The 21,060-nt window shown below is 74.5% G+C and carries 16 protein-coding genes and 1 pseudogene; 14 read left to right on the top strand and 3 right to left on the bottom strand.

Annotated features, from left to right (window positions below; translation table 11 throughout):
- Nucleotides 1–29 precede the first annotated feature (29 nt).
- Nucleotides 30–863 (top strand): ABC transporter ATP-binding protein, encoded by an 834-nt coding sequence (locus ABEA77_RS30615; protein ID WP_345654808.1) that lies wholly within the window; start codon nucleotides 30–32, stop codon nucleotides 861–863.
- On the opposite strand, the gene ABEA77_RS30610 is transcribed toward ABEA77_RS30615, so the two are convergent.
- Nucleotides 852–1,202 (bottom strand): sterol-binding protein, encoded by a 351-nt coding sequence (locus tag ABEA77_RS30610; protein WP_345654806.1) that lies wholly within the window; start codon nucleotides 1,200–1,202, stop codon nucleotides 852–854. The genes ABEA77_RS30615 and ABEA77_RS30610 overlap by 12 nt on opposite strands.
- A 43-nt stretch (nucleotides 1,203–1,245) precedes the next feature.
- Between ABEA77_RS30610 and ABEA77_RS30605 the strand changes: the two genes are divergently transcribed.
- The 5 genes from ABEA77_RS30605 to ABEA77_RS30585 all read left to right on the top strand — a co-directional run bounded on the left by ABEA77_RS30605 (nucleotide 1,246) and on the right by ABEA77_RS30585 (nucleotide 6,704).
- Nucleotides 1,246–1,626, top strand: a complete 381-nt coding sequence (locus ABEA77_RS30605) for a hypothetical protein (RefSeq protein WP_425588423.1) — start codon at nucleotides 1,246–1,248, stop codon at nucleotides 1,624–1,626.
- Between the two features lie 7 nt (nucleotides 1,627–1,633).
- Complete coding sequence (locus tag ABEA77_RS30600) at nucleotides 1,634–2,449, top strand: TlyA family RNA methyltransferase (RefSeq protein WP_345654804.1); 816 nt, start codon at nucleotides 1,634–1,636, stop codon at nucleotides 2,447–2,449.
- Entirely contained in the window at nucleotides 2,446–3,375 is a 930-nt protein-coding gene (locus ABEA77_RS30595; RefSeq protein WP_345654802.1) for an NAD kinase, read from the top strand. Before ABEA77_RS30600 ends, ABEA77_RS30595 begins: the two co-directional genes overlap by 4 nt.
- A gap of 48 nt (nucleotides 3,376–3,423) precedes the next feature.
- Nucleotides 3,424–5,160, top strand: a complete 1,737-nt coding sequence (gene recN / locus ABEA77_RS30590) for a DNA repair protein RecN (protein ID WP_345654800.1) — start codon at nucleotides 3,424–3,426, stop codon at nucleotides 5,158–5,160.
- Nucleotides 5,161–5,588: 428 nt separating this feature from the next.
- A complete protein-coding gene (locus ABEA77_RS30585) occupies nucleotides 5,589–6,704 on the top strand; it encodes a glycosyltransferase family 4 protein (RefSeq protein WP_345654825.1) in 1,116 nt (371 codons plus the stop codon).
- Between the two features lie 64 nt (nucleotides 6,705–6,768).
- Here the strand turns inward: ABEA77_RS30585 and ABEA77_RS30580 are convergent, their stop codons facing one another.
- On the bottom strand, nucleotides 6,769–8,472 hold the full coding sequence (locus ABEA77_RS30580; RefSeq protein WP_345654798.1) for a PucR family transcriptional regulator: 1,704 nt from the start codon (nucleotides 8,470–8,472) through the stop codon (nucleotides 6,769–6,771).
- Between the two features lie 238 nt (nucleotides 8,473–8,710).
- On the opposite strand from ABEA77_RS30580, the gene ABEA77_RS30575 reads away from it, so the two are divergent.
- Nucleotides 8,711–10,225 (top strand): APC family permease, encoded by a 1,515-nt coding sequence (locus ABEA77_RS30575; RefSeq protein ID WP_345654796.1) that lies wholly within the window; start codon nucleotides 8,711–8,713, stop codon nucleotides 10,223–10,225.
- A gap of 56 nt (nucleotides 10,226–10,281) precedes the next feature.
- On the opposite strand, the gene ABEA77_RS30570 is transcribed toward ABEA77_RS30575, so the two are convergent.
- On the bottom strand, nucleotides 10,282–12,090 hold the full coding sequence (locus tag ABEA77_RS30570; protein WP_345654823.1) for a glycoside hydrolase family 15 protein: 1,809 nt from the start codon (nucleotides 12,088–12,090) through the stop codon (nucleotides 10,282–10,284).
- Between the two features lie 381 nt (nucleotides 12,091–12,471).
- Between ABEA77_RS30570 and pyrG the strand changes: the two genes are divergently transcribed.
- The 7 genes and pseudogenes from pyrG to ABEA77_RS30535 form a co-directional block, all read left to right on the top strand.
- Nucleotides 12,472–14,136 (top strand): CTP synthase, encoded by a 1,665-nt coding sequence (gene pyrG, locus ABEA77_RS30565; protein WP_345654793.1) that lies wholly within the window; start codon nucleotides 12,472–12,474, stop codon nucleotides 14,134–14,136.
- A gap of 119 nt (nucleotides 14,137–14,255) precedes the next feature.
- The gene (locus tag ABEA77_RS30560) at nucleotides 14,256–14,882 is read left to right on the top strand and encodes an NUDIX domain-containing protein (protein ID WP_345654790.1); all 627 of its coding nucleotides are present in this window, start codon (nucleotides 14,256–14,258) and stop codon (nucleotides 14,880–14,882) included.
- A 210-nt stretch (nucleotides 14,883–15,092) separates the two neighbouring features.
- A complete protein-coding gene (locus ABEA77_RS30555; protein WP_345654787.1) occupies nucleotides 15,093–17,138 on the top strand; it encodes a tetratricopeptide repeat protein in 2,046 nt (681 codons plus the stop codon).
- A 221-nt stretch (nucleotides 17,139–17,359) separates the two neighbouring features.
- A complete protein-coding gene (gene ald / locus ABEA77_RS30550; RefSeq protein WP_345654820.1) occupies nucleotides 17,360–18,475 on the top strand; it encodes an alanine dehydrogenase in 1,116 nt (371 codons plus the stop codon).
- Between the two features lie 402 nt (nucleotides 18,476–18,877).
- A complete protein-coding gene (locus tag ABEA77_RS30545; RefSeq protein ID WP_345654784.1) occupies nucleotides 18,878–19,999 on the top strand; it encodes a ParA family protein in 1,122 nt (373 codons plus the stop codon).
- Nucleotides 19,996–20,604, top strand: a complete 609-nt coding sequence (locus ABEA77_RS30540; protein ID WP_345654818.1) for a hypothetical protein — start codon at nucleotides 19,996–19,998, stop codon at nucleotides 20,602–20,604. Before ABEA77_RS30545 ends, ABEA77_RS30540 begins: the two co-directional genes overlap by 4 nt.
- Nucleotides 20,605–20,653: 49 nt before the next feature.
- Nucleotides 20,654–21,060: pseudogene (locus tag ABEA77_RS30535) on the top strand (hypothetical protein); the annotation flags it as partial.

The raw sequence follows: 21,060 nt of genomic DNA, 5'->3' as shown, positions 1-21,060 counted from the left end.
CACACCCCGAGCCCTCCAGGAGTACGACGATGCAGCGCCTCACCGCGGAGTCCCTGACCCTCGGCTACGACCGCAGGGTCATCTCCCGCGACCTGTCCCTGGAGATACCCGACCACTCCTTCACGGTCGTCGTCGGCCCCAACGCCTGCGGCAAGTCGACCCTGCTGCGCGCCCTGTCCCGGATGCTCAAGCCCGCCCAGGGCCGGGTCCTGCTCGACGGGGCCGCGATCCACACCATGCCGGCCAAGAAGGTCGCGAGGACGCTCGGGCTGCTGCCGCAGTCCTCGACGGCACCCGACGGCATCACCGTCGCCGACCTGGTCGCGCGCGGCCGCTACCCCCACCAGGGCCTGCTGCGGCAGTGGTCGCCCGACGACGAGAGGATCGTGCACGAGTCGATGGCCGCGACCCGGATCGCGGAGCTCGCCGAGCGGTACGTGGACGAGCTGTCGGGCGGCCAGCGCCAGCGCGTGTGGATCGCCATGGCGCTCGCCCAGCAGACGCCGCTGCTGCTGCTCGACGAGCCCACCACCTTCCTCGACATCCAGCACCAGATCGATGTGCTCGACCTGTGCGCGGAGCTCCACGAGACGCAGGGCCGCACGCTCGTCGCCGTGCTCCACGACCTCAACCACGCCGCCCGCTACGCCACCCACCTGATCGCGATGCGCGAGGGGCGCGTCGTGGCGGAGGGCGCGCCCGCCGACGTCGTCACGGCGCCGCTCGTGGAGAAGGTGTTCGGGCTGCGCTGCCAGGTCATCGAGGACCCGGAGACCGGGACGCCCCTCGTCGTGCCCGCCGGGCGCCGCGCCCGTGCCACCGGGGCGGGCCAGGAGCGCGCCGAGGCGTCGCTACAGCAGTGACCGCAGCCGCAGCAGGTCCCGCAGGCCCGCCTCGAACCGGACCCGGCCCGAGCCCCACGCCCGGACGAAGTCGAGCCGCCCGTCCACCAGCGCCACCAGGTCGTCGCCCGTCATCGCGAGCCTGATCTGCGCCCGCTCGGCGGGCGGCCCCTGCACGACGGCCTCGTCCACCTCGATCGTGCCGCCGCGCAGCCGTCCGGTGAACGTGAGGCCGAGGTCCGTGACGTGGCAGCTGAGCGAGCGGTCGAGCCGGGCCGCCGCGCGCACGGCGCCGTCCGCGCCCGCGAGGCTCCGTGCGAGCCGGTCGAGTGCGTCCCTGCACTGCTGGGGGGTGGCCATGGGGGACGACCGTACCGGAGGTCCGGCGCGGTAGCGTTCCGCCATGAGCGACACGACCCCCGCCCGCGAAGAGGCGGAGCACCAGGGGCCGCAGGACGGCCGCGAGCACCCCGGCGGGCCCGAGGCGCCGGCCGCCGCCGGCAGGCAGGACACGGCCGCGCACGAGCCCGTGGAGGGGGAGCACGGCACGGACGCGGCGGGGCCGCGGCCCGCCGAGCCCGCGGGCCCCGCGCCGCTCGGCGTCGAGCGGACCCCGACGGGCGACGCGCGGGTCGACGCCCGCCTCGCCCGCCTCGCCGACGCCGACCACCTGCCCACCGACGGGCATACCTCGGTGTACGAGGATGTTCACCAGGGACTGCGTGAGGCGCTCAGCGCGCTGGACGCCCGACCCGTACCACCCCCGCACGAGCACAGGAGCTGAGACCCACGTGGCAGGACTGGCACGCCGACGCCTCGACGCCGAGCTGGTGCGCCGCGAACTGGCGCGCTCGCGGGAGCACGCGTCCCAGCTGATCGCCGCGGGCCGCGTCACCGTGGGCGGCATGACCGCGACGAAGGCCGCGACCCAGGTCGAGACGAGCGCCGCGGTCGTCGTCACCGAGGACGCCTCCGACCCCGGCTACGCCTCGCGCGGCGGCCACAAGCTGGCCGGCGCGCTCGACGCGTTCCGCCCGCTCGGGCTCGCCGTCGAGGGCCGGCGCGCGCTCGACGCCGGGGCGTCCACCGGGGGCTTCACCGACGTGCTGCTGCGCTCGGGCGCCGCGCACGTGGTCGCCGTCGACGTCGGCTACGGGCAGCTCGTGTGGACGCTCAGGAACGACGAGCGGGTCACCGTCAAGGACCGCACCAACGTCCGCGAACTGACGCTCGACGCGCTCGGCGGAATCCCCGTCGACCTCGTCGTCGGCGACCTCTCCTTCATCCCGCTCGGCCTGGTGCTGCCCGCCCTGGTGGCCTGCTCGGCGCCCGGCGCCGACCTGGTGCTGATGGTCAAGCCGCAGTTCGAGGTCGGCAAGGAGCGCCTCGGCAGCGGCGGTGTCGTACGCAGCCCGCAGCTGCGCGCCGAGGCCGTGACCGGGGTGGCGCGGCGCGCGGCGGAGCTGGGACTCGGCGTCAGGGGCGTCACGGCGAGCCCCCTGCCGGGGCCCTCGGGCAATGTCGAGTACTTCCTGTGGCTACGGGCGGACGCGCCTGCGCTCGACCCGGCAGCGGTGGACCGAGCGGTTTCGGAGGGACCCAGGTGACGTCAGGGACGAAGGCCGCGGCGACGGAGCCCGGCCGTACGGTGTTCCTGCTCGCGCACACCGGCAGGGCGGCCGCCGTGCGCAGCGCGGAACTCGTCGTCAAGGCGCTGGTCGCGGGCGGCATCGGCGTGCGCGTGCTGGAGGCCGAGGCGGCCGACCTGCCGGGCCTGCCGGAGGCCGTGCGGACCGTCGAGGACGCCACGCCAGAGGTCCTCGACGGGTGCGAGCTGCTGATCGTGCTCGGCGGTGACGGGACCCTGCTGCGCGGCGCCGCCTTCGCCCGCGCCTCCGGCGTGCCGATGCTCGGCGTCAACCTCGGCAGGGTCGGCTTCCTCGCCGAGGCGGAGCGCGACGACCTCGCCCGCGTCGTCGACCGGGTCGTCAGCCGCTCGTACGACGTCGAGGAACGCATGACCATCGACGTGGTCGTGCACGCGGACGGCGACATAGTGCACACCGACTGGGCCCTCAACGAGGCCGCCGTCCAGAAGGTCTCCCCCGAGCGGATGCTGGAGGTCGTGCTGGAGATCGACGGCCGGCCGGTCACCGGTTTCGGCTGCGACGGCATCGTCTGCGCCACCCCCACGGGCTCCACCGCCTACGCCTTCTCCGCGGGCGGGCCCGTGGTGTGGCCGGACGTGGAGGCCCTGCTGATGGTGCCGATCAGTGCGCACGCGCTGTTCGCCAAGCCGCTCGTCACCTCGCCCACCACGGTCCTCGCGGTCGAGGTGCAGGCGGACGGGCCGCACGGCGTGCTGTGGTGCGACGGCCGCAGGACCGTCGAACTGCCCGCGGGCGCCCGGGTCGAGGTGCGGCGCGGCGCCGTGCCCGTACGGCTCGCGCGGCTGCACCACGCCTCCTTCACGGACCGGCTCGTCGCGAAATTCGCACTGCCGGTCTCCGGGTGGCGCGGCGCGCCGCGCTGACGCGGGACCCCTCGACGTGGCGTGCGCGGGCGTGCACCTCGTATGGTCATGACCGTGTTGGAGGAAATGCGGATACGGTCGCTCGGTGTCATCGACGACGCCGTGGTCGAGCTGTCGCCCGGCTTCACGGCGGTGACCGGTGAGACCGGCGCGGGCAAGACCATGGTCGTCACCAGCCTCGCGCTGCTGCTCGGCGGGCGTGCCGATCCCGGGCTCGTACGGATCGGGGCCAAGGCCGCCGTCGTCGAGGGCAGGCTGCGGCTCGCCCCCGGCGACCCGGCCGCGGCACGCGCCGAGGAGGCGGGCGCGGAACTCGACGAGGGCGCGCTGCTGATCAGCAGGACCGTCTCGGCCGAGGGCCGCTCCCGCGCCCACCTCGGCGGCAGGTCCGTGCCGGTCGGGGTGCTCGGCGAACTCGCCGACGACCTCGTCGCCGTGCACGGCCAGACCGACCAGCAGGGCCTGCTGCGCCCGGCCAGGCAGCGCGGCGCGCTCGACCGGTACGCGGGCGACGCGGTGTCCGTGCCGCACGAGAAGTACCTCGCCGCGTACCGGCGGCTGCGGGACGTCTCCGCCGAACTCGACGAGCTGACGACCCGGGCCCGCGAGCGGGCGCAGGAGGCCGACCTGCTGCGGTTCGGGCTCGGTGAGATCGCCGCGGTGGAGCCCGTGGCGGGCGAGGACGCCGAACTCGCGGCCGAGGCCGAGCGCCTCGGCAACGCGGAGGCCCTCGCCTCCGCCGCCTCCGTCGCGCACGCGGCGCTCGCGGGTGTGCCGGAGGACCCGGAGGCCGTCGACGCCACGACGCTCGTCGCCGCCGCCGGGCGCGCGCTCGACGCGGTGCGCGCCCACGACCCGGTGCTCGGCGGGCTCGCCGAGCGGATGGGCGAGATCTCCATCCTCCTCACCGACGTGGCGGGCGAACTCGCCGGCTACGCCGACAACCTGGACGCCGACCCGCTGCGCCTCGCGGCCGTGGAGGAGCGGCGCGCGGCGCTCACCGCGCTCACCCGCAAGTACGGCGAGGACATCGCGGCCGTCCTCGCCTGGGCCGAGGCGAGCGCCGCGCGGCTGACCGAGCTGGAGGGCGACGACGACCGCATCGGCGAACTGACCGCGGAGCGCGACGCGTTGCGCGGTGAGCTGGCCGGGCTCGCCCAGGCGCTCACCGACGCGCGCACGGAGGCGGCCGAGCGGTTCGCCGCGGCAGTCACCGAGGAGCTGGCGTCGCTCGCCATGCCGCACGCGCGGGTGTCCTTCGCGATCAGCCAGGTGGCCGCGGAGGACGGCATCGAGGTCGGCGGCCGCACCGTGGCGTACGGGCCGCACGGCGCCGACGAGGTCGAGCTGCTGCTCGCCCCGCACCCCGGCGCGCAGCCCCGCCCCATCGCCCGCGGCGCCTCCGGCGGCGAGCTGTCCCGGGTGATGCTCGCGGTGGAGGTCGTGTTCGCGGGCTCCGACCCGGTGCCGACGTACCTGTTCGACGAGGTCGACGCGGGCGTCGGCGGCAAGGCCGCGGTCGAGGTCGGCAGGCGGCTCGCGAAGCTCGCCAGGTCGGCGCAGGTCGTGGTCGTCACACACCTGCCGCAGGTCGCCGCGTTCGCCGACCGGCAACTGCTCGTGGAGAAGACCCACGACGGCTCCGTGACCAGCTCGGGCGTGACCGCCCTCGAAGGCGAGGACCGGGTGCGGGAGCTGTCCCGGATGCTCGCGGGCCAGTCCGACTCGTCCTCCGCACGGGCCCACGCGGAGGAACTCCTGGCGTCGGCGCAGGCGGACGCCTAGGGCCTCTCCTGTGGGTCATGCCGGGCTCGCGTGTCCCGGCACCGCGTCTCGTGGCGTTGTCGTCGGTCGCCGGGGTTCCGCCATGGCCCCCTCCTCCGCCGTGCGGTGCACCCCCAGCCTCCGGCCGGGGCCCCAGGCACCGGACCCCGCTCCCTGATCCGCCCTGATTCGGATAGAAGACCCCAGTGGTCCCGCGCGCGTCCCGAGCCGCCCGGCCGGGTGCCGGGGGCGCGCCGGTGCGGGTGCCGAAGTGCCGCCCGGTGCCGGGCCGTTCGCCGCAGCAAGGTGCCGCAGCCGGGGCGGTGCGTACGGCGGGCGGACCGCCCATCACTCCCACGAGTGACGCCGTCGGCCGAGTGGCGGCCGGGCGAACTGGCATCCTTGGGAGCGACGTGAGCAACCCATCTCGAACCCGGGAGCCCCTCCAGGTGACACCGCTGCGTACGGTCCAGGTGCTCGGCGGCGGCAGCGCGGGCAGCAGCGCGCACGTCAGGTCACTCGCGTCGGGGCTCGTCGCGCACGGGGTGCGGGTGACGGTGTGCGCGCCCGACGCGGTCGAGCGCGCCTACGACTTCCACGGCTGCGGCGCCCGGCACCTCCCCGTGCCGCGCAGGAGCGACCCCGCGGCGGTGGCCGCGCTGCGCGCCGCCTGCACCGGTGCGGACCTCGTGCACGCCCACGGGCTGCACGCCGCGGCGCGCACCGCGCTCGCGCTCGGCGGCCGGGCCGTGCCGCTCGTCGTCACCTGGCACACCCGTGCGGCCCGGGAGGGCGCCCGCGGCACGGTCAACCGGCTGCTGGAGCGGCGGGCGCTGCGCGCGGCCTCCGTGGTCTTCGCCACCTCGTCCGACCTGGTCGACACGGCCCGCGCGCGAGGCGCCCGCGACGTGCGGCTCGCGCCCCTCGCGGTGCCCGCGTCCCGGCCGCCGCGCGCGCTCGGCACCGAGAGCAAGGCGCGCGCCGAACTCGGCGCGGTGGAGAGGCCGCTGGTGATGGCGGTCGGCAGCCTGGTGCCCGAGCGCGGCCACGGCCTCCTGCTCGACGCGGTGGCGCGCTGGCGGACCGCGGGCGCCGACCCGCTGCCGCTGCTCGTCGTCGCGGGCGAGGGCAGGGAGCGGCCCGCGCTGCAACGCCGCGTCGAGGACGAGGACCTGCCGGTGTGCTTCCTCGGCCGCCGCGACGACGTCGCGGAACTGCTCGCCGCCGCCGACGTGGCCGTGCTGCCGAGCCGCTGGGAATCGCGCTCCGTCCTCGCGCAGGAGGCCCTGCGCATTGGGGTGCCGCTCGTCGCCACCGCCGTGGGCGGCGTGCCCGAACTGGTGGGCCGCGCCGCTGAGCTCGTACCGTACGGAGACCCCGCCGCGCTCAGCGACGCGCTGCTGCGGCTGCTCGGCGACCCACGGCGGCGGGCCGAACTCGCCGAGGCCGGGCGGGCGCAGGCCGCGACCTGGCCCACCGAGGACGAGACGGTCGGCCAGGTACTCAGCGTCTACGACGAGTTGGCGCACCCGCACGGCGGCCGGGGCCCGCGGCCCGGCCTGTGAGGGCGCACCCGCACCGCGCCCGGGGCGCATCGCGGCCCTCGTCCGGATGGACGGTCCGCCGCGCTCAGGGCGTGTGGCGGCGCGCCCGCAGCGCCAGGCTGAGCGTCAGCACGGTTCCCGGGTCGTCCAGGTCGCGGCCGAGCAACTCCCCGATCCTGGCGAGCCTGTTGTAGAGCGTCTGCCGGTTCAGGTGCAGCTCCCTCGCCGTCTCCGCCTTGCGGCCCGCGTGGGCGAGATAGACCTCAAGGGTCGGCAGCAGCGGGGGCCGCGACGCCCGGTCGTGGTCGAGCAGCGGGCCGAGCGCGCGTTCCACGAAGGCCGCCAGGTCACGGTGTTCGCGCAGCCGCCACAGCAGCAGCTCGATGTCGAGGCCGCGGGCGTCGTACCACGGCCGCTCGCCGAGGCCCTGCGCCGCCGCGGCCGTCTCCGCGGCGTGCCGGAGACCCGCGCTCGCCGCCGCCCAGCCGCCCGCCGTGCCGACCACGACCACCGGCCGCTGCGCGCCCGCCCGTTCGAGGCCGGCCCGCTCGACACCCGCGCGCAGCGCCGTCGCCACCCGGTCGGCGACCGCCGTGCGCTCGCCCTCCGCCCGCAGCCCGAGCAGCAGCGGCACCCGGCCCTCCACGGGCCGCACCCCCAGCAGCACCGGCACGCCCACCGACGCCAGCTCCCCGAGCACCGCCCGCGCGAGCACCGCCCAGTCGCCAGACGGGGTGAGTTGCGGCGCGAGCCGCATCACCACGGGAAGCAGCGGGCCGCCGCCCGGCCTGAAGCCGAGTGTCTTCGCCCGGCCAGGCGCGTCCCCGGGCGCGACCCGGCCCTCCGCGAGGTCCGTCAGGAAGTCGCCCCGGCCGCGCGCCGCGAGTTCCTCCTCCTGCCGCGCCTGCATCAGCACCACGGCGAGCGTGCCGGCGGCCCGCTCGGCCGCCAGCCGGTGCGCCTGGCCCAGCGGCGCCGACACGGCGGGCAGCACCAGCCTGGCGCGTACCGCCCCTGTGCCCTGCCCACCGCCCGCCACGTCCACCAGTACCGACCCTTCGGGCGGCCCGGCCTGCCGCGCGGCGCGGCCACTCCGCAGCCCCTCCCACACGGCGAGAGCGTCCAAGCTGTCAGGTTTGCCATGGTCATCAAGGCTCGCGGGGTTCGCGGGGCTGGGAGGGTTCTCGGGGTTCTCGGAGGCGTTCTCGGGGGCCCGGCCGGGCCCCGCCGCGTACAGCAGCTGCCCCTCCGGGGTCTCCAGGAAGACCGGGCCGCGGGCGAAGTCCGCGAGGACGCGCAGCACGTGGGGCACCCCGCCGCCCGCGAGCAGGGCGCGCGTGCACCGCGCGTGCACCTCCTCCGCCTGCCGCAGCAGCGCGTAGTGGCCGTTCACGATCTCGGTGTGGATCTCCTCCGTGACCGAGACGAAGGCGACCTCCCGGTGCAGCTGCACCAGCGGCAGCCCGGCCGCGCGCGCCGCCTCCACCAGCGGCCGCGGCAGCCGCTCGAAGCGCGGCCCGAGCTCCACCACCAGCGCGGCGATGCCCCGTTCGGCGAGGCGCCTCACGAACGCCCGCTGCTCCGAGGCCCGGTGGCCGAGCCCGAGGCCCGTCGTCAGCAGCAGCTCGCCGCCCTTGAGGAGCGACGCGATGTTCGGCACCTCGCCCGCGTGCACCCAGCGCACCGTGCCACCGAGCCGCTCGGCGCCCGCCACGACCTCCGGCAGCCCGCCCCGCAGCGCCGGCAGGCCGAGCGCCTGCCGTACGGTGATGCCGCCCCGAGCCTCCATGCCGGGGACCCTACCCGCGGCCGTGTTGCCCGGACGTCTCGGGCGCGTCACGGGCGGTGGCCCCCGGCCCGGCACACCCGGCAGCCCGTCGCGCACGGCGCCGGATTCCGTGACCACCTGTCGGTTGCGGACCCCCGGTACCCCCGCGAAGATCGCCGACCACCCGCAGGTCGCGATCTGCGGGGGCAGGGGGGAAGGGAACACGGGGCCGCGCACGGACAAGGAAGGCAGCCACCCCATGGCAGCAGGCAGCACACAGCAAGGCACCGCGCGGGGCGCGGTCGCACCGCCCGAGGTACACCGGCTCAAGGCCGACTCCGTGGGCCTCGCGGGCGTGGTCTTCATGGCCGTCGCGACCGCCGCGCCGATCACCGCGATGAGCGGCAACCTGCCCATCGCGGTGGGCTTCGGCAACGGTGACGGCGCGCCCGCCGGCTACCTCTTCGCGACGGTCGTGCTCACCGTCTTCTCGGTCGGCTACGTCGCGATGGCGAAGCGCATCACCGCGGCTGGTGCCTTCTACGGCTACATCTCGCACGGCCTCGGCCGCACCGTCGGCATGGCCTCGGGGCTGCTCGCCGTCCTCGCGTACATCGTCTTCGAGGCGTCCATCGTCGGCGTGTTCTCGTACTTCGCGCAGACCACCGTGCGCGACCAGCTCGGCGTCGACGTGCCGTGGGCGGCGTACGCGGCGGTGATGCTCGCCGTCACCGGCGTCCTGTCGTACTTCGACATCAACCTGACCGCGAAGGCGCTCGGGGTCATGCTCGTCCTGGAGATCGCGGTGCTGTTCGCGGTCGCCACCGCCGTCCTCGTGCACGGCGGCGGGCCGGACGGCATCCCGCTGCGGCCCGTCGACCCGCGGAACGCCTTCACCGGCACCTCCGCGGGGCTCGGCCTCTTCTTCGCGTTCTGGTCGTGGGTCGGCTTCGAGTCGACGGCGATGTACGGGGAGGAGTCGCGCGACCCGAAGCGCGTCATCCCGCGCGCGACCCTGATCTCCGTCGTCGGCGTGGGCCTGTTCTACATCTACGTGTCGTGGATGACGATCGCGGGCAACGGCCTCGACGGCGCGGTGAAGGTGTCGGCGGGCGCGAACCCGCTCGACCTGTTCTTCGACCCGGCGCACGCCTACATCGGCGCGTGGGCCGTGCGGGCCTTCCAATGGCTGCTCATCACCGGCTCGTTCGCCTGCGGCATGGCCTTCCACCAGTGCGCCTCGCGCTACCTGTACGCCATCGGCCGCGAGGGCCTCATCCACCGGGCGCTCGGCCGCACCCACCCGCGCCACGGGTCGCCGTACGCCGCGTCCTTCACGCAGTCGGTGATCGCGGTGGGACTCGTCGCCGCGTTCTGGGCGACCGGGCAGGACCCCTACACCCATCTCTACACACTGCTCGCGATCCTCGGCACGATGGCGATCCTCATCGTGCAGACCCTCTGCTCGTTCGCGGTCATCGGCTACTTCCGCCACCACCACCCCGAGGACCGGCACTGGTTCCGCACCTTCACCGCGCCGCTGCTCGGCGGCGTCGGGATGATCGCGGTGGTGGTCCTGCTGGTGCTCAACCTCGACACGGCGGCCGGCACCGCGGCCGGATCGCTGTTCTTCCACCTGATCCCGTGGATCATCGGCGCGGTCTTCTTCGGCGGCCTCGCCCTCGGCCTGTGGCTGCGCGCCCGCAGGCCGCGGCGGTACGAGCTGATCGGCCGCGTCGTCCTGGAGGACGCCGTCGAACGCGCCGACGCCTGACCGGCCGCGGCGCACCCCGTGCGCCGCGGCCGCCCCGCGCGGATCCCCGGCCCGCGTCAGCCCGAGTACGCGCCGGACGCGGTCAGCCGCAGCGCCGTGTCGATGAGCGGGACGTGGCTGAACGCCTGCGGGAAGTTGCCCACTTGGCGCTGGGAGCGCGCGTCCCACTCCTCGGCGAGCAGGCCCAGGTCGTTGCGGAGGCTCAGCAGCTTCTCGAACAGCCTGCGGGCCTCGTCGACCCGGCCGATCATCGCGAGGTCGTCCGCGAGCCAGAACGAGCAGGCGAGGAACGCGCCCTCGTCGCCCGCCAGCCCGTCGAGGCCCGCCTCGTCGCCCGAGGTCGGGTAGCGCATCACGAACCCGTCGGGGGTGGACAGTTCCCGCTGGATCGCCTCGATCGTCCCGATGACGCGCTTGTCGTCCGGCGGCAGGAAGCCGACCTGCGGGATCAGCAGCAGCGACGCGTCCAGCTCCTGCGAGCCGTACGACTGCGTGAAGGTGTTGCGCTCCGCGTCGTAGCCCTTCTCGCACACGTCGCGGTGGATGTCGTCGCGCAGTTCGCGCCACTCCTCCAGCGGGCCCTCCGTCTCACCGGCCTCCAGCAGCTTGATCGTCCGGTCGACGGCGACCCACGCCATCACCTTCGAGTGCACGAAGTGGCGGCGCGGCCCGCGCACCTCCCAGATGCCCTCGTCCGGCTGGTGCCAGTGGGTCTCCAGGTAGCGGATGAGACGCAGTTGGAGCACCGACGCGTAGTCGTTGCGGGCGAGGCCCGTCATGTGCGCCAGGTGCAGCGCCTCCGTCACCTCGCCGTACACGTCCAGCTGGAGCTGGTGCGCCGCGTTGTTCCCCACCCGGACGGGCGACGAACGCTCGTACCCGGGAAGCCAGTCGAGCTCCGCCTCGCCCAACTCCCGCTCACCGGCGATGCCGTACATGATCTGGAGGTTCTCCGGGTCGCCCGCGACGGCCCGCAGCAGCCACTCGCGCCACGCGCGGGCCTCCTCGCGGTAGCCGGTGCGCAGCAGCGACGACAGGGTGATCGCCGCGTCCCGCAGCCAGGTGTAGCGGTAGTCCCAGTTCCGCACCCCGCCGATCTCCTCGGGCAGGGACGTCGTCGGCGCGGCGACGATGCCGCCGGTCGGCGCGTACGTCAGGGCCTTGAGCGTGATCAGCGAGCGGACCACGGCCTCGCGGTAGGGGCCGTGGTAGGTGCACTGACCGACCCAGTCCCGCCAGAACTCGCCGGTCGCGACCAGTGAGCCCTCCGGGTCGGGCAGCGCCGGCTGGTCGCGGTGCGAGGGCTGCCAGCTGATCGTGAAGGCGATCCGCTCGCCGGGGGAGACGGTGAAGTCGGAGTAGGTCGTCAGGTCCCTGCCGTGCGTCTCCGCCTCGGTGTCGAGCCACACCGAGTCGGGCCCCGCGACGGCGACCGTGCGTTCCCCGACCTTGTGCACCCACGGGGTCACCCGTCCGTAGCTGAACCGCATACGCAGGGTGGAGCGCATCGGCACCCGGCCGCTGACGCCTTCCACGATGCGGATCACCTGCGGCGCGCCGTCGCGCGGGGGCATGAAATCGGTCACTCTGACCATTCCGTGCGGGGTGTCCCACTCGGACTCCAGGATCAGCGAATCGCCGACGTAGCGGCGGCGGTCCGCCCGCGGTGGCTCGGAACCCGCAGCGCAAGCGGGCCCCAGCCGCCAGAAACCGTGTTCCTCCGTGCCGAGAAGGGCGGCGAACACGGCATGGGAGTCGAAGCGGGGCAGGCACAGCCAGTCGACTGTGCCGTCCCGGCAGACCAGTGCGGCGGTCTGCATGTCTCCGATGAGTGCGTAATCCTCGATGCGCCCTGCCACGTGCATCTCCAGTCCAACGGCCACGTCGCCCCCAAGGGGGCTCTTACTGCGGTCAAGGGGTCGTTGACGAGCTCTTTTTCCGGGAATACGGGCGGGGGTGGTGCCGTTTGCCGGCCTGACTCGGCAGCGAATGTCCGAGCAGGATACGACGCGACCCCGCCCTTCTGTGACCGCTCACGGCACCCTAGGTCCGACGAACGAGTGAGTCACGGGTGAGGCGGCCGGTGTCCGGGGTGACGTGTGGCCGGAAGCAGTCGGTCCCGGGCGCTGTTAGTCTGGTAGCCCGTGGACCGGTGGTCTCCCTCAGGCGTGAAATCCGCAGACAGGGCGCACCGAAGCCGCAGCGACGCCACCCCAGACCGCGACCACGGGAGCCCCCTCTTGGCCATGCCGAACCGATCCTCGACATCCTCGACGACCAAGCACATCTTCGTCACGGGGGGTGTTGCCTCCTCCCTCGGCAAGGGCCTGACCGCCTCCAGCCTCGGAGCGCTGCTCAAGGCGCGCGGCCTGCGGGTCACCATGCAGAAGCTCGACCCGTACCTGAACGTCGACCCCGGCACGATGAACCCGTTCCAGCACGGCGAGGTCTTCGTCACGGGCGACGGCGCCGAGACCGACCTGGACGTCGGCCACTACGAGCGCTTCCTCGACGTCGACCTCGACGGCAGCGCCAACGTGACCACGGGGCAGGTCTACTCCACGGTCATCACCAAGGAGCGCCGCGGCGACTACCTGGGCGACACCGTGCAGGTCATCCCGCACATCACCAACGAGATCAAGCACCGCATCCGGCGCATGGCCACCGACGACGTCGACGTGGTCATCACGGAGGTCGGCGGCACCGTCGGCGACATCGAGTCCCAGCCGTTCCTCGAAACGGTCCGTCAGGTGCGACACGAGGTCGGCCGCGACAACGTCTTCGTCGTGCACATCTCCCTGCTGCCGTACATCGGCCCCTCGGGCGAGCTGAAGACCAAGCCGACCCAGCACTCGGTGGCGGCGCTGCGCAGCATCGGCATCCAGCCCGACGCGATCGTGCTGCGCGCCGACCGCGAGGTCCCGCTCTCCATCAAGCGCAAGATCTCGCTGATGTGCGATGTCGACGAGGCCGCCGTGGTCGCCGCGATCGACGCCAAGTCGATCTACGACATCCCGAAGGTGCTGCACGCAGAGGGCCTCGACGCCTATGTCGTGCGCAAGCTCGACCTGCCGTTCCGCGACGTGGACTGGACGGTCTGGGACGACCTGCTCGACCGGGTGCACCACCCTGACCACGAGGTCACCGTGGCGCTCGTCGGCAAGTACATCGACCTGCCGGACGCCTACCTCTCGGTCACGGAGGCGCTGCGCGCAGGCGGCTTCGCCAACCGGGCCCGGGTCAACGTGAAGTGGGTCACCTCGGACGACTGCAAGACCCCGGCGGACGCCGCGCGGCAGCTCGCCGACGTGGACGGCGTGCTGATCCCCGGCGGCTTCGGCGACCGCGGCGTCACCGGCAAGATCGGCGCGATCCGGTACGCGCGGGAGAACCGCATCCCGCTGCTCGGCATCTGCCTCGGGCTCCAGTGCATCGTCATCGAGGCGGCGCGCAACCTCGCGGAGATCCCGGACGCCAACTCCACCGAGTTCGACGCGGGCACCGCGCACCCGGTGATCTCCACGATGGAGGAGCAGCTCGCGTACGTGGAGGGCGCGGGCGACCTCGGCGGCACGATGCGCCTCGGCCTCTACCCGGCGAAGCTCGCCGAGGGGTCCCTGGTCCGCGAGGCGTACGGCGACGAGCCGTACGTCGAGGAACGCCACAGGCACCGCTACGAGGTCAACAACGCCTACCGCGCCGAGCTGGAGAAGAAGGCGGGCCTGGTCTTCTCCGGCACCTCGCCCGACAACAAGCTCGTCGAGTACGTCGAGTACCCGCGCAGCGTCCACCCGTACCTGGTCTCCACCCAGGCGCACCCGGAGCTGCGCTCCCGCCCGACCCGCCCGCACCCCCTCTTCGCGGGGCTGGTGAAGGCCGCGGTCGCACGCAAGCTCGGCACCGACGCGTAGCCGGGGCCCGGCGGCAGGTCCGGGTCCGCCGGCTGGCGATACGGTGGGACCGGGGCGCACGGATCGGACAGATCCGGCGCCCCGGTTGTCCGTTTCGCGAGGCACGTGGAGGCCGTTTCATGACCGTCAAGGACGCCCACGAGGAGTGGCGGGTCACCGGGACCGCGATGCCGTTCCGCGGCAACAAGACCGGCGTCCGCACGGACGAGGTGGTCATGCCGGACGGCGCGGTCGTCAAGCGCGACTACCAGGTGCACCCGGGCTCCGTCGCGATCCTCGCGCTCGACGACGACGGGCGGGTGGTCGTGCTGCGCCAGTACCGCCACCCCGTACGGCAGAAGCTCTGGGAGATCCCGGCGGGCCTGCTCGACGTCGAGGGTGAGAACCCGCTGCACGCGGCGCAGCGCGAGCTCTACGAGGAGGCGCACGTCAAGGCGGGGGACTGGCGGGTGCTCGCGGACGTCTACACCTCGCCGGGCGGTTCCGACGAGGCGGTGCGGGTGTTTCTCGCCCGCGACCTCGGCGAGGCGGAGGGCGAGCGCTTCGAGGTCTCGGAGGAGGAGGCCGACATGGAACTCGACCGGGTCCCGCTGGGCGAGCTGGCGCGCGGGGTGCTCGCGGGCGACCTCCACAACACCTGCCTCGCGGTGGGCGTGCTCGCACTGACCGCGGCGCTCGCGGGCGAGGGCCTCGACGCCCTGCGCCCTGCGGACGCGCCGTGGCCGGCCAGGCCCTTCACCAGCTGAGGCGCCGACCGGGCCCGGCCGCGGATCCCACCCCCGCCGCGTCGGCGAGCGGCCGTGCGCGGCGACCCTCCGGTCGTACTGTCCGTTGATCCGATCTAGTGATCCACCGGGCACGTCCCGGCGTTCCGGCGTTCCGGGTTCAACTAGGCTCGGGGCGCCCGCGGGGCCCCGTGGGTCCGGGTTGTGGTCAGGTGGACGGAGCGTGATCCCGTGACGGATCAGGCGGTGGACGTGAACGGTCCCGACCGGGTGGCGGGGACGCCCTTCCTCGGCCGCCACCGCGAGCTGACCGAGCTCCGCGCCGACCTGGAGCGCGCGGGGCTCAACACCCTCGCGGGCCGCAAGCAGCCCCGCGCCCGGGTGCTGCTGGTCGCGGGAAGGCCGGGGTCGGGGCGTACCGCACTCGCCGAGGAGATCACCCGCCGGCTGCGCGACGGCTACCCCGGCGGTGTCGTACGGGCCGCGCTGAGCGAACCGGGCGGCGAGCCCGTGCCCGGCGAGCGCTCGGCCCGCGAGGTCCTCGCGGCGCTCGGCGTCGAGGCGCCGCCCGGTGAGGACGAGGACTCCCTCACCCAGCGGGTCCGCGGGGCGCTCGCCGCCCGCAAGGCGCTGCTCCTGCTCGACGACGCCGTCGACGCGGAACAGGTCGACCCGCTCTTGCCCGACTCCGCCGACTGCCTGGTCGTCGCCGTGTCGCGCGGCCCCCTCACCGGCATCCCCGACGTGCGGCCCTGCACCGTGGGCGGACTCGACACCGCCGCCGCCGTCGAACTGCTCGGCCGCCGCACCGGCGCCGTGCGCATCACCGTCGACCCGCAGGCCGCCGAGTCCCTCGTCGAGGAGTGCGGCGGCCAGCCCGCCGCCCTGGTGCTCGCGGGCGGCTGGCTCGCCGCACGCCCCACCGCGTCCGTGGCGGACCTGGCGAGGCGGCTGCGCGAACTGCCGCCAGAACCCGGCGTCCCGGTGGGCGACCGGCCGCTCGCCCGGGTCTTCCGCCTCGCGTACGCCTCCCTCGCGCCGTCCGCCGCGTACACGCTGCGACTGCTCACCCTCGCCCCCGCCGGACTCGCCGACGCGCACACCGCCTCGGCGCTCGCGGGGTGCTCGGTCCCCGCCGCCGAGGCCACCCTGCGCGACCTCGCCGCCCTCGGACTGCTCAGGCCCGCGCCGCCGGCCGGCGCCGCCGGGCCCGGCCTGCTGCCCGCGGGGCGCGGCCCCGAGGGCCGGTACGTCCTGCCGGGCTGCCTCGTGCCGCTGCTGCGCGCGCGGACCGGGGAACAGGACAGGCCGGGCGAGCTCAGGCTCGCGCGGGCGCGCATGCTGGAGCGGGCCGTACGGCTGCTGCGCTCCTGCCGCGCGGTCACCGAGCCCGAGGGCTCGCCCGCACGCAAGCAGCTCGCCGGGCTGCCCCGCGCGCTGCGCTTCCCGAGCCCGGCGGCCGCCGCGGCCTGGCTGCGGGTGAACAGGGCCTCGCTGCTCGCCGCCGCCCGTCTCGCCGTCGCGGACGGCGAACTCGACACGCTGGCAAGACGTCTGGTCGCCGCCCTGGTGCGCGCGCTCGCCGCCCACGAGGGCACCGAGGCGGCGGCGCCCGACCTCTACGGGCTCCACCACCTCGTCCTCGGCGTCGCCGAGCGGCGCGGGCTGCACCGCGAGCGGGCCGCCGCCCTGCTGAACATCGGCGATCTCGACGCCCGCACCGGCCGCACCGGCGCGGCCCTCGCCCGCTACCGCGCCGCGCTCGACGCGGGCCGCGCCGCCGACGACCACTACGCGACCGGCCGCGCGATGGAATCCGTCGGCGGCGCGTACCAGGACCTGGAGGACTGGCACCGGGCCGCCGACTGGTACGGCCGCGCCCTCGCCCAGCGCCTCAGCCGGGGCGAGCGGGCCGACGAGGCGCGGCTCTACGGGCGCCTCGGCGCCGTCCACGCGTACGCCGGCGACCACGACGAGGCGCTGCGCGAGTGGCGCGCCGCCGTCGCCTGCCACCGGCGCCTCGGTGACACCCCGGGCGTGGCGCGGGCGCTGAGCGAGGTGGCGCGGGTGCTTGAGGCCGCCGGGCGCCCGCACGACTCGGTGCGCACGTGCGAGGAGGCCCTGGAGTGGGCGTCCCTCGCCGAGGACGAGCGGCTGCGCGCCGCGCTGCACCTCCGGCTCGCGGACACCCTGGAGCGTGTCGGCGACCCGGCCGCCGCCGCCCTGCACCGCACCCGCGCCAAGCGACTTCTCGGACCCGAGGAAGCACGGGCCTGACGCAGCCTGACCTACGAATTCCGTACCTCATCCCGGAGAGATTCCTCTATTGCAAGGCTAGACACCGGGAAATCCTTCATTAGACTGGCTCTGCCGCGGCCGTTCGCGGTGTTGCCCGATGCGTCGACTTGTTGCCGTCTCGGCGCCTTCGCGCGTCGGTGCGCCGATTGCCCGGGTATGAGTTCATCAGGCACCCCTCTGAGCCAAGGACCGTGATCGACGTGAAGGTCGGCATCCCCCGCGAGGTCAAGAACAACGAGTTCCGGGTGGCGATCACCCCCGCAGGCGTGCACGAGCTGGTGCGCCACGGCCACGGGGTGGTCGTCGAGCAGGACGCAGGCGCCGGGTCGTCCATCACGGACGCCGAGTACGCGGCGGCGGGCGCGGCGGTGCTGCCCACGGCCGACGAGGTGTGGGGCGCGGCGGACCTGCTGCTCAAGGTGAAGGAGCCGGTCGCGGAGGAGTACCACAGGCTCCGCAAGGGCCAGACCCTCTTCACCTACCTCCACCTCGCGGCCTCCCGCGCCTGCACCGACGCGCTGCTCGCCTCGGGCACCACCGCCATCGCCTACGAGACCGTCGAGACGGCGAGCCGCGCGCTGCCGCTGCTCGCCCCCATGTCCGAGGTCGCGGGCCGGCTCGCGCCCCAGGTCGGCGCCTACCACCTGATGCGGTCGGCGGGCGGTCGCGGCGTCCTGCCCGGCGGGGTGCCCGGCACGGGGCAGGGCAGCGCGGTCGTCATCGGCGGCGGCGTCTCCGGCTGGAACGCCACCCAGATCGCGGTCGGCATGGGCTTCCACGTGACCCTGCTCGACAAGGACATCAACAAGCTGCGCGAGGCCGACCGGATCTTCGGCACGAAGGTGCGGACGATTGTCTCCAACGCCTACGAGCTGGAGCGTGCCGTCACCGGCGCGGACCTCGTCATCGGCGCCGTGCTCATCCCCGGCGCCCGTGCGCCGAAGCTGGTCACCAACGAGCTCGTCGCGAAGATGAGGCCGGGAAGTGTTCTTGTCGACATCGCGATCGACCAGGGCGGCTGCTTCGAGGACTCCAGGCCGACCACCCACGCCGAGCCGACCTTCCGCGTGCACGACTCGGTCTTCTACTGCGTGGCCAACATGCCGGGCGCCGTCCCCAACACCTCCACCCACGCGCTGACCAACGCCACCCTCCCGTACGTCGTGGAGCTCGCCGACCGCGGCTGGCGGGAGGCGCTGCGCCGCGACGCCGCGCTCGCCCGGGGCCTCAACACCCATGAGGGCCAGGTGGTTTACCGTGAGGTCGCCCAGGCCCACGACCTCGACCACGTCGAACTGGGCGCGCTTCTCGGCTGAGTCGTCAATCGACGCGGTCAACGCCGCACCCCGGGCCGGACCTTGCGCGACGAGGTCCGGCCCCGGTGCGTAACGGGTCGTCTTCCGGCCACGACCGGCCACGACCCGCCCGGCGCCAACACGCGCTGAAAGTAACGATTGTTCCGGTTTGTTCGTCGGGCGCGACCGTGCGCCGTGCCTTGGTGAGAGGGGTCTGCGCCCTTGACATGGGGGTGTTCCGTTGCCGACACATCGGGCCGGGTCCGGCGGATTGTGTTGCTGCGGACCGGTGACACGCCATAGAGTCGCCAACCGTCGGCATGGTGCCACGCTGACCTATCGATAAGTTTCCTGGTTGCACCCGAGGAGGTAAGACGACTTGTGAATGAGTCGACATTTACTCCCGGGGGTGGTCAACCAGGAATGCCTGCGGAGGGCGCGAGCGCTCCGTCCGGCTTCGAGGCTGTCGGCTCCGTCGCTGTCCGCACCTCCGCCACCACCCAGCACTTGACGACAGCCCACCAGACGATGGACGGCCAACACGTGAACGCCATGGCCGGCAACGAGGGAAGCCGCGAGCCCACCCCATTCGCCGACTACGAGGAAGCGCCCGAGGGGCACTTCTACGACCCAGACGCCGAGTACGAGCCCGATCCCGAGTACGCGGCCACGCTCGCCCCCGACGCGGCCCGCCAGCGCCGGGAGCGCATCGGCCCCACGGGGCGGCCGCTGCCGTACTTCCCGATCCCCGGCCCGCTGACCGACCACGGCCCCGCGAAGATCATCGCGATGTGCAACCAGAAGGGCGGCGTCGGCAAGACCACGTCGACCATCAACCTGGGGGCCGCGCTCGCGGAGTACGGGCGGCGCGTCCTGCTCGTCGACTTCGACCCGCAGGGCGCCCTCTCCGTGGGGCTCGGCGTCAACCCGATGGAGCTCGACCTGACCGTCTACAACCTGCTCATGGAGCGGGGGATGGCGGCCGACGAGGTCCTGCTCAAGACGGCGGTCCCCAACATGGACCTGCTGCCGAGCAACATCGACCTGTCCGCCGCCGAGGTCCAGCTCGTCAGCGAGGTCGCCCGTGAGTCGACGCTCCAGCGCGCGCTCAAGCCGCTGATGCAGGACTACGACTACATCGTGATCGACTGCCAGCCCTCGCTCGGCCTGCTCACGGTGAACGCGCTGACCGCGGCGCACAAGGTCATCGTGCCGCTGGAGTGCGAGTTCTTCGCGCTGCGCGGGGTGGCCCTGCTCACCGAGACCATCGAGAAGGTCCAGGAGCGGCTCAACCCCGACCTGGAGCTCGACGGCATCCTCGCCACGATGTACGACTCCCGCACGGTGCACAGCCGTGAGGTGCTCGCGCGCGTCGTCGAGGCCTTCGACGAGCACGTCTACCACACGGTGATCGGCCGTACGGTCCGCTTCCCCGAGACCACCGTCGCCGGTGAGCCGATCACGACCTACGCCTCCAACTCCGTGGGCGCCGCCGCGTACCGACAGCTCGCCAGGGAGGTGCTCGCCCGGTGTCACGCCGAGTGAGTCTGCCCGGCGCCGACGAACTCTTCCGCACGACCGGTGGCACGGCCCTCCAGGCGTCCTCGCCCGCGGACCGGCGCCGCGGCGCGAACGGCGAGGCCCGGGTCCCCGCCCCCGCGGGGGAGGCCGAGGCGGGAGCCGAGGCCCCGGCCCCGTCGGCGCGCCCCGCGCCGGAGGAACACTCCGCCGCCGCGGAACCCGACTCCCGGAACGGTGCGGCTGCCGCGCGGTCCCGCACGGCCGAGGCGGAGGCCCAGGCGCCCGCCGCGGCCGGGACGCAGCGCCGGGCCCCCGAGGCGGGGAGCGGCGGCTCCGGCGTACCGCAGCAGGCGGGGACGGCACCCGCGCCGCAGCAGCAGCGCCGCAAGGGCGGGCGCGGCGCCAACCGCAGGCCGAGCGGGCGCGAGCGCCACGACGAGAAGATCACGGTCTACGTCTCCGCCGAGGAGCTGATGGACCTGGAACACGCGCGGCTCGTCCTGCGCGGCGAGCACGGACTCGCGGTGGACCGCGGGCGTATCGTCCGGGAAGCGGTCGCCGTGGTCCTCGCGGACCTCGAATCGCGCGGCGACGCGAGCATTCTCGTACGGCGCCTGCGCGGCCGCTGACCGGCCCGCCCGGCCGGCGCCCCGCGCGGCGCCCCTGACCAGGACCCCGATGCCGCCCACGAACCCGCCACGCCGCCGCCTCGGCCAGGGCCCCGGCACGGCCGCGCCCCACCCCGCGGAGCCGGGCCAGGAGCCCCCGCGGGAAGAAGCCGCACCGACCGGAGACCCCGGCCGGGCCGGCGCCGCCCCCCGGCCGCAGCCCGCGCCCGAGACCGCCGTACCGCCGGCCGTCGCGACGGCCCACGTCCCCGAAGCGCCCGAGACCGCCGCTGAGGCCCCGCGAGCGGCCCCGGGAGGCCCCGTCCCCGCCCGGCCCGCCGACGCGGCGCACGAGCCCCCGGAGGCTGCCGCGGCCGACACCGGGGAGCCCCCGCGGGCGCTGCCCGCGCACCCGGGCGCGCCCGCCCGGCCCGCCGACGCGGCGGCCGACGCCGTCGCCGACCCTCCGGCCGCGCA

The sequence above is a fragment of the Streptomyces tremellae genome (genome assembly GCF_039540215.1).
Classification (GTDB): Bacteria; Actinomycetota; Actinomycetes; order Streptomycetales; family Streptomycetaceae; genus Streptomyces; species Streptomyces tremellae.
Note: the sequence above shows the minus strand (reverse complement) of the source record. Positions and strands in the feature narration are given on the sequence as shown.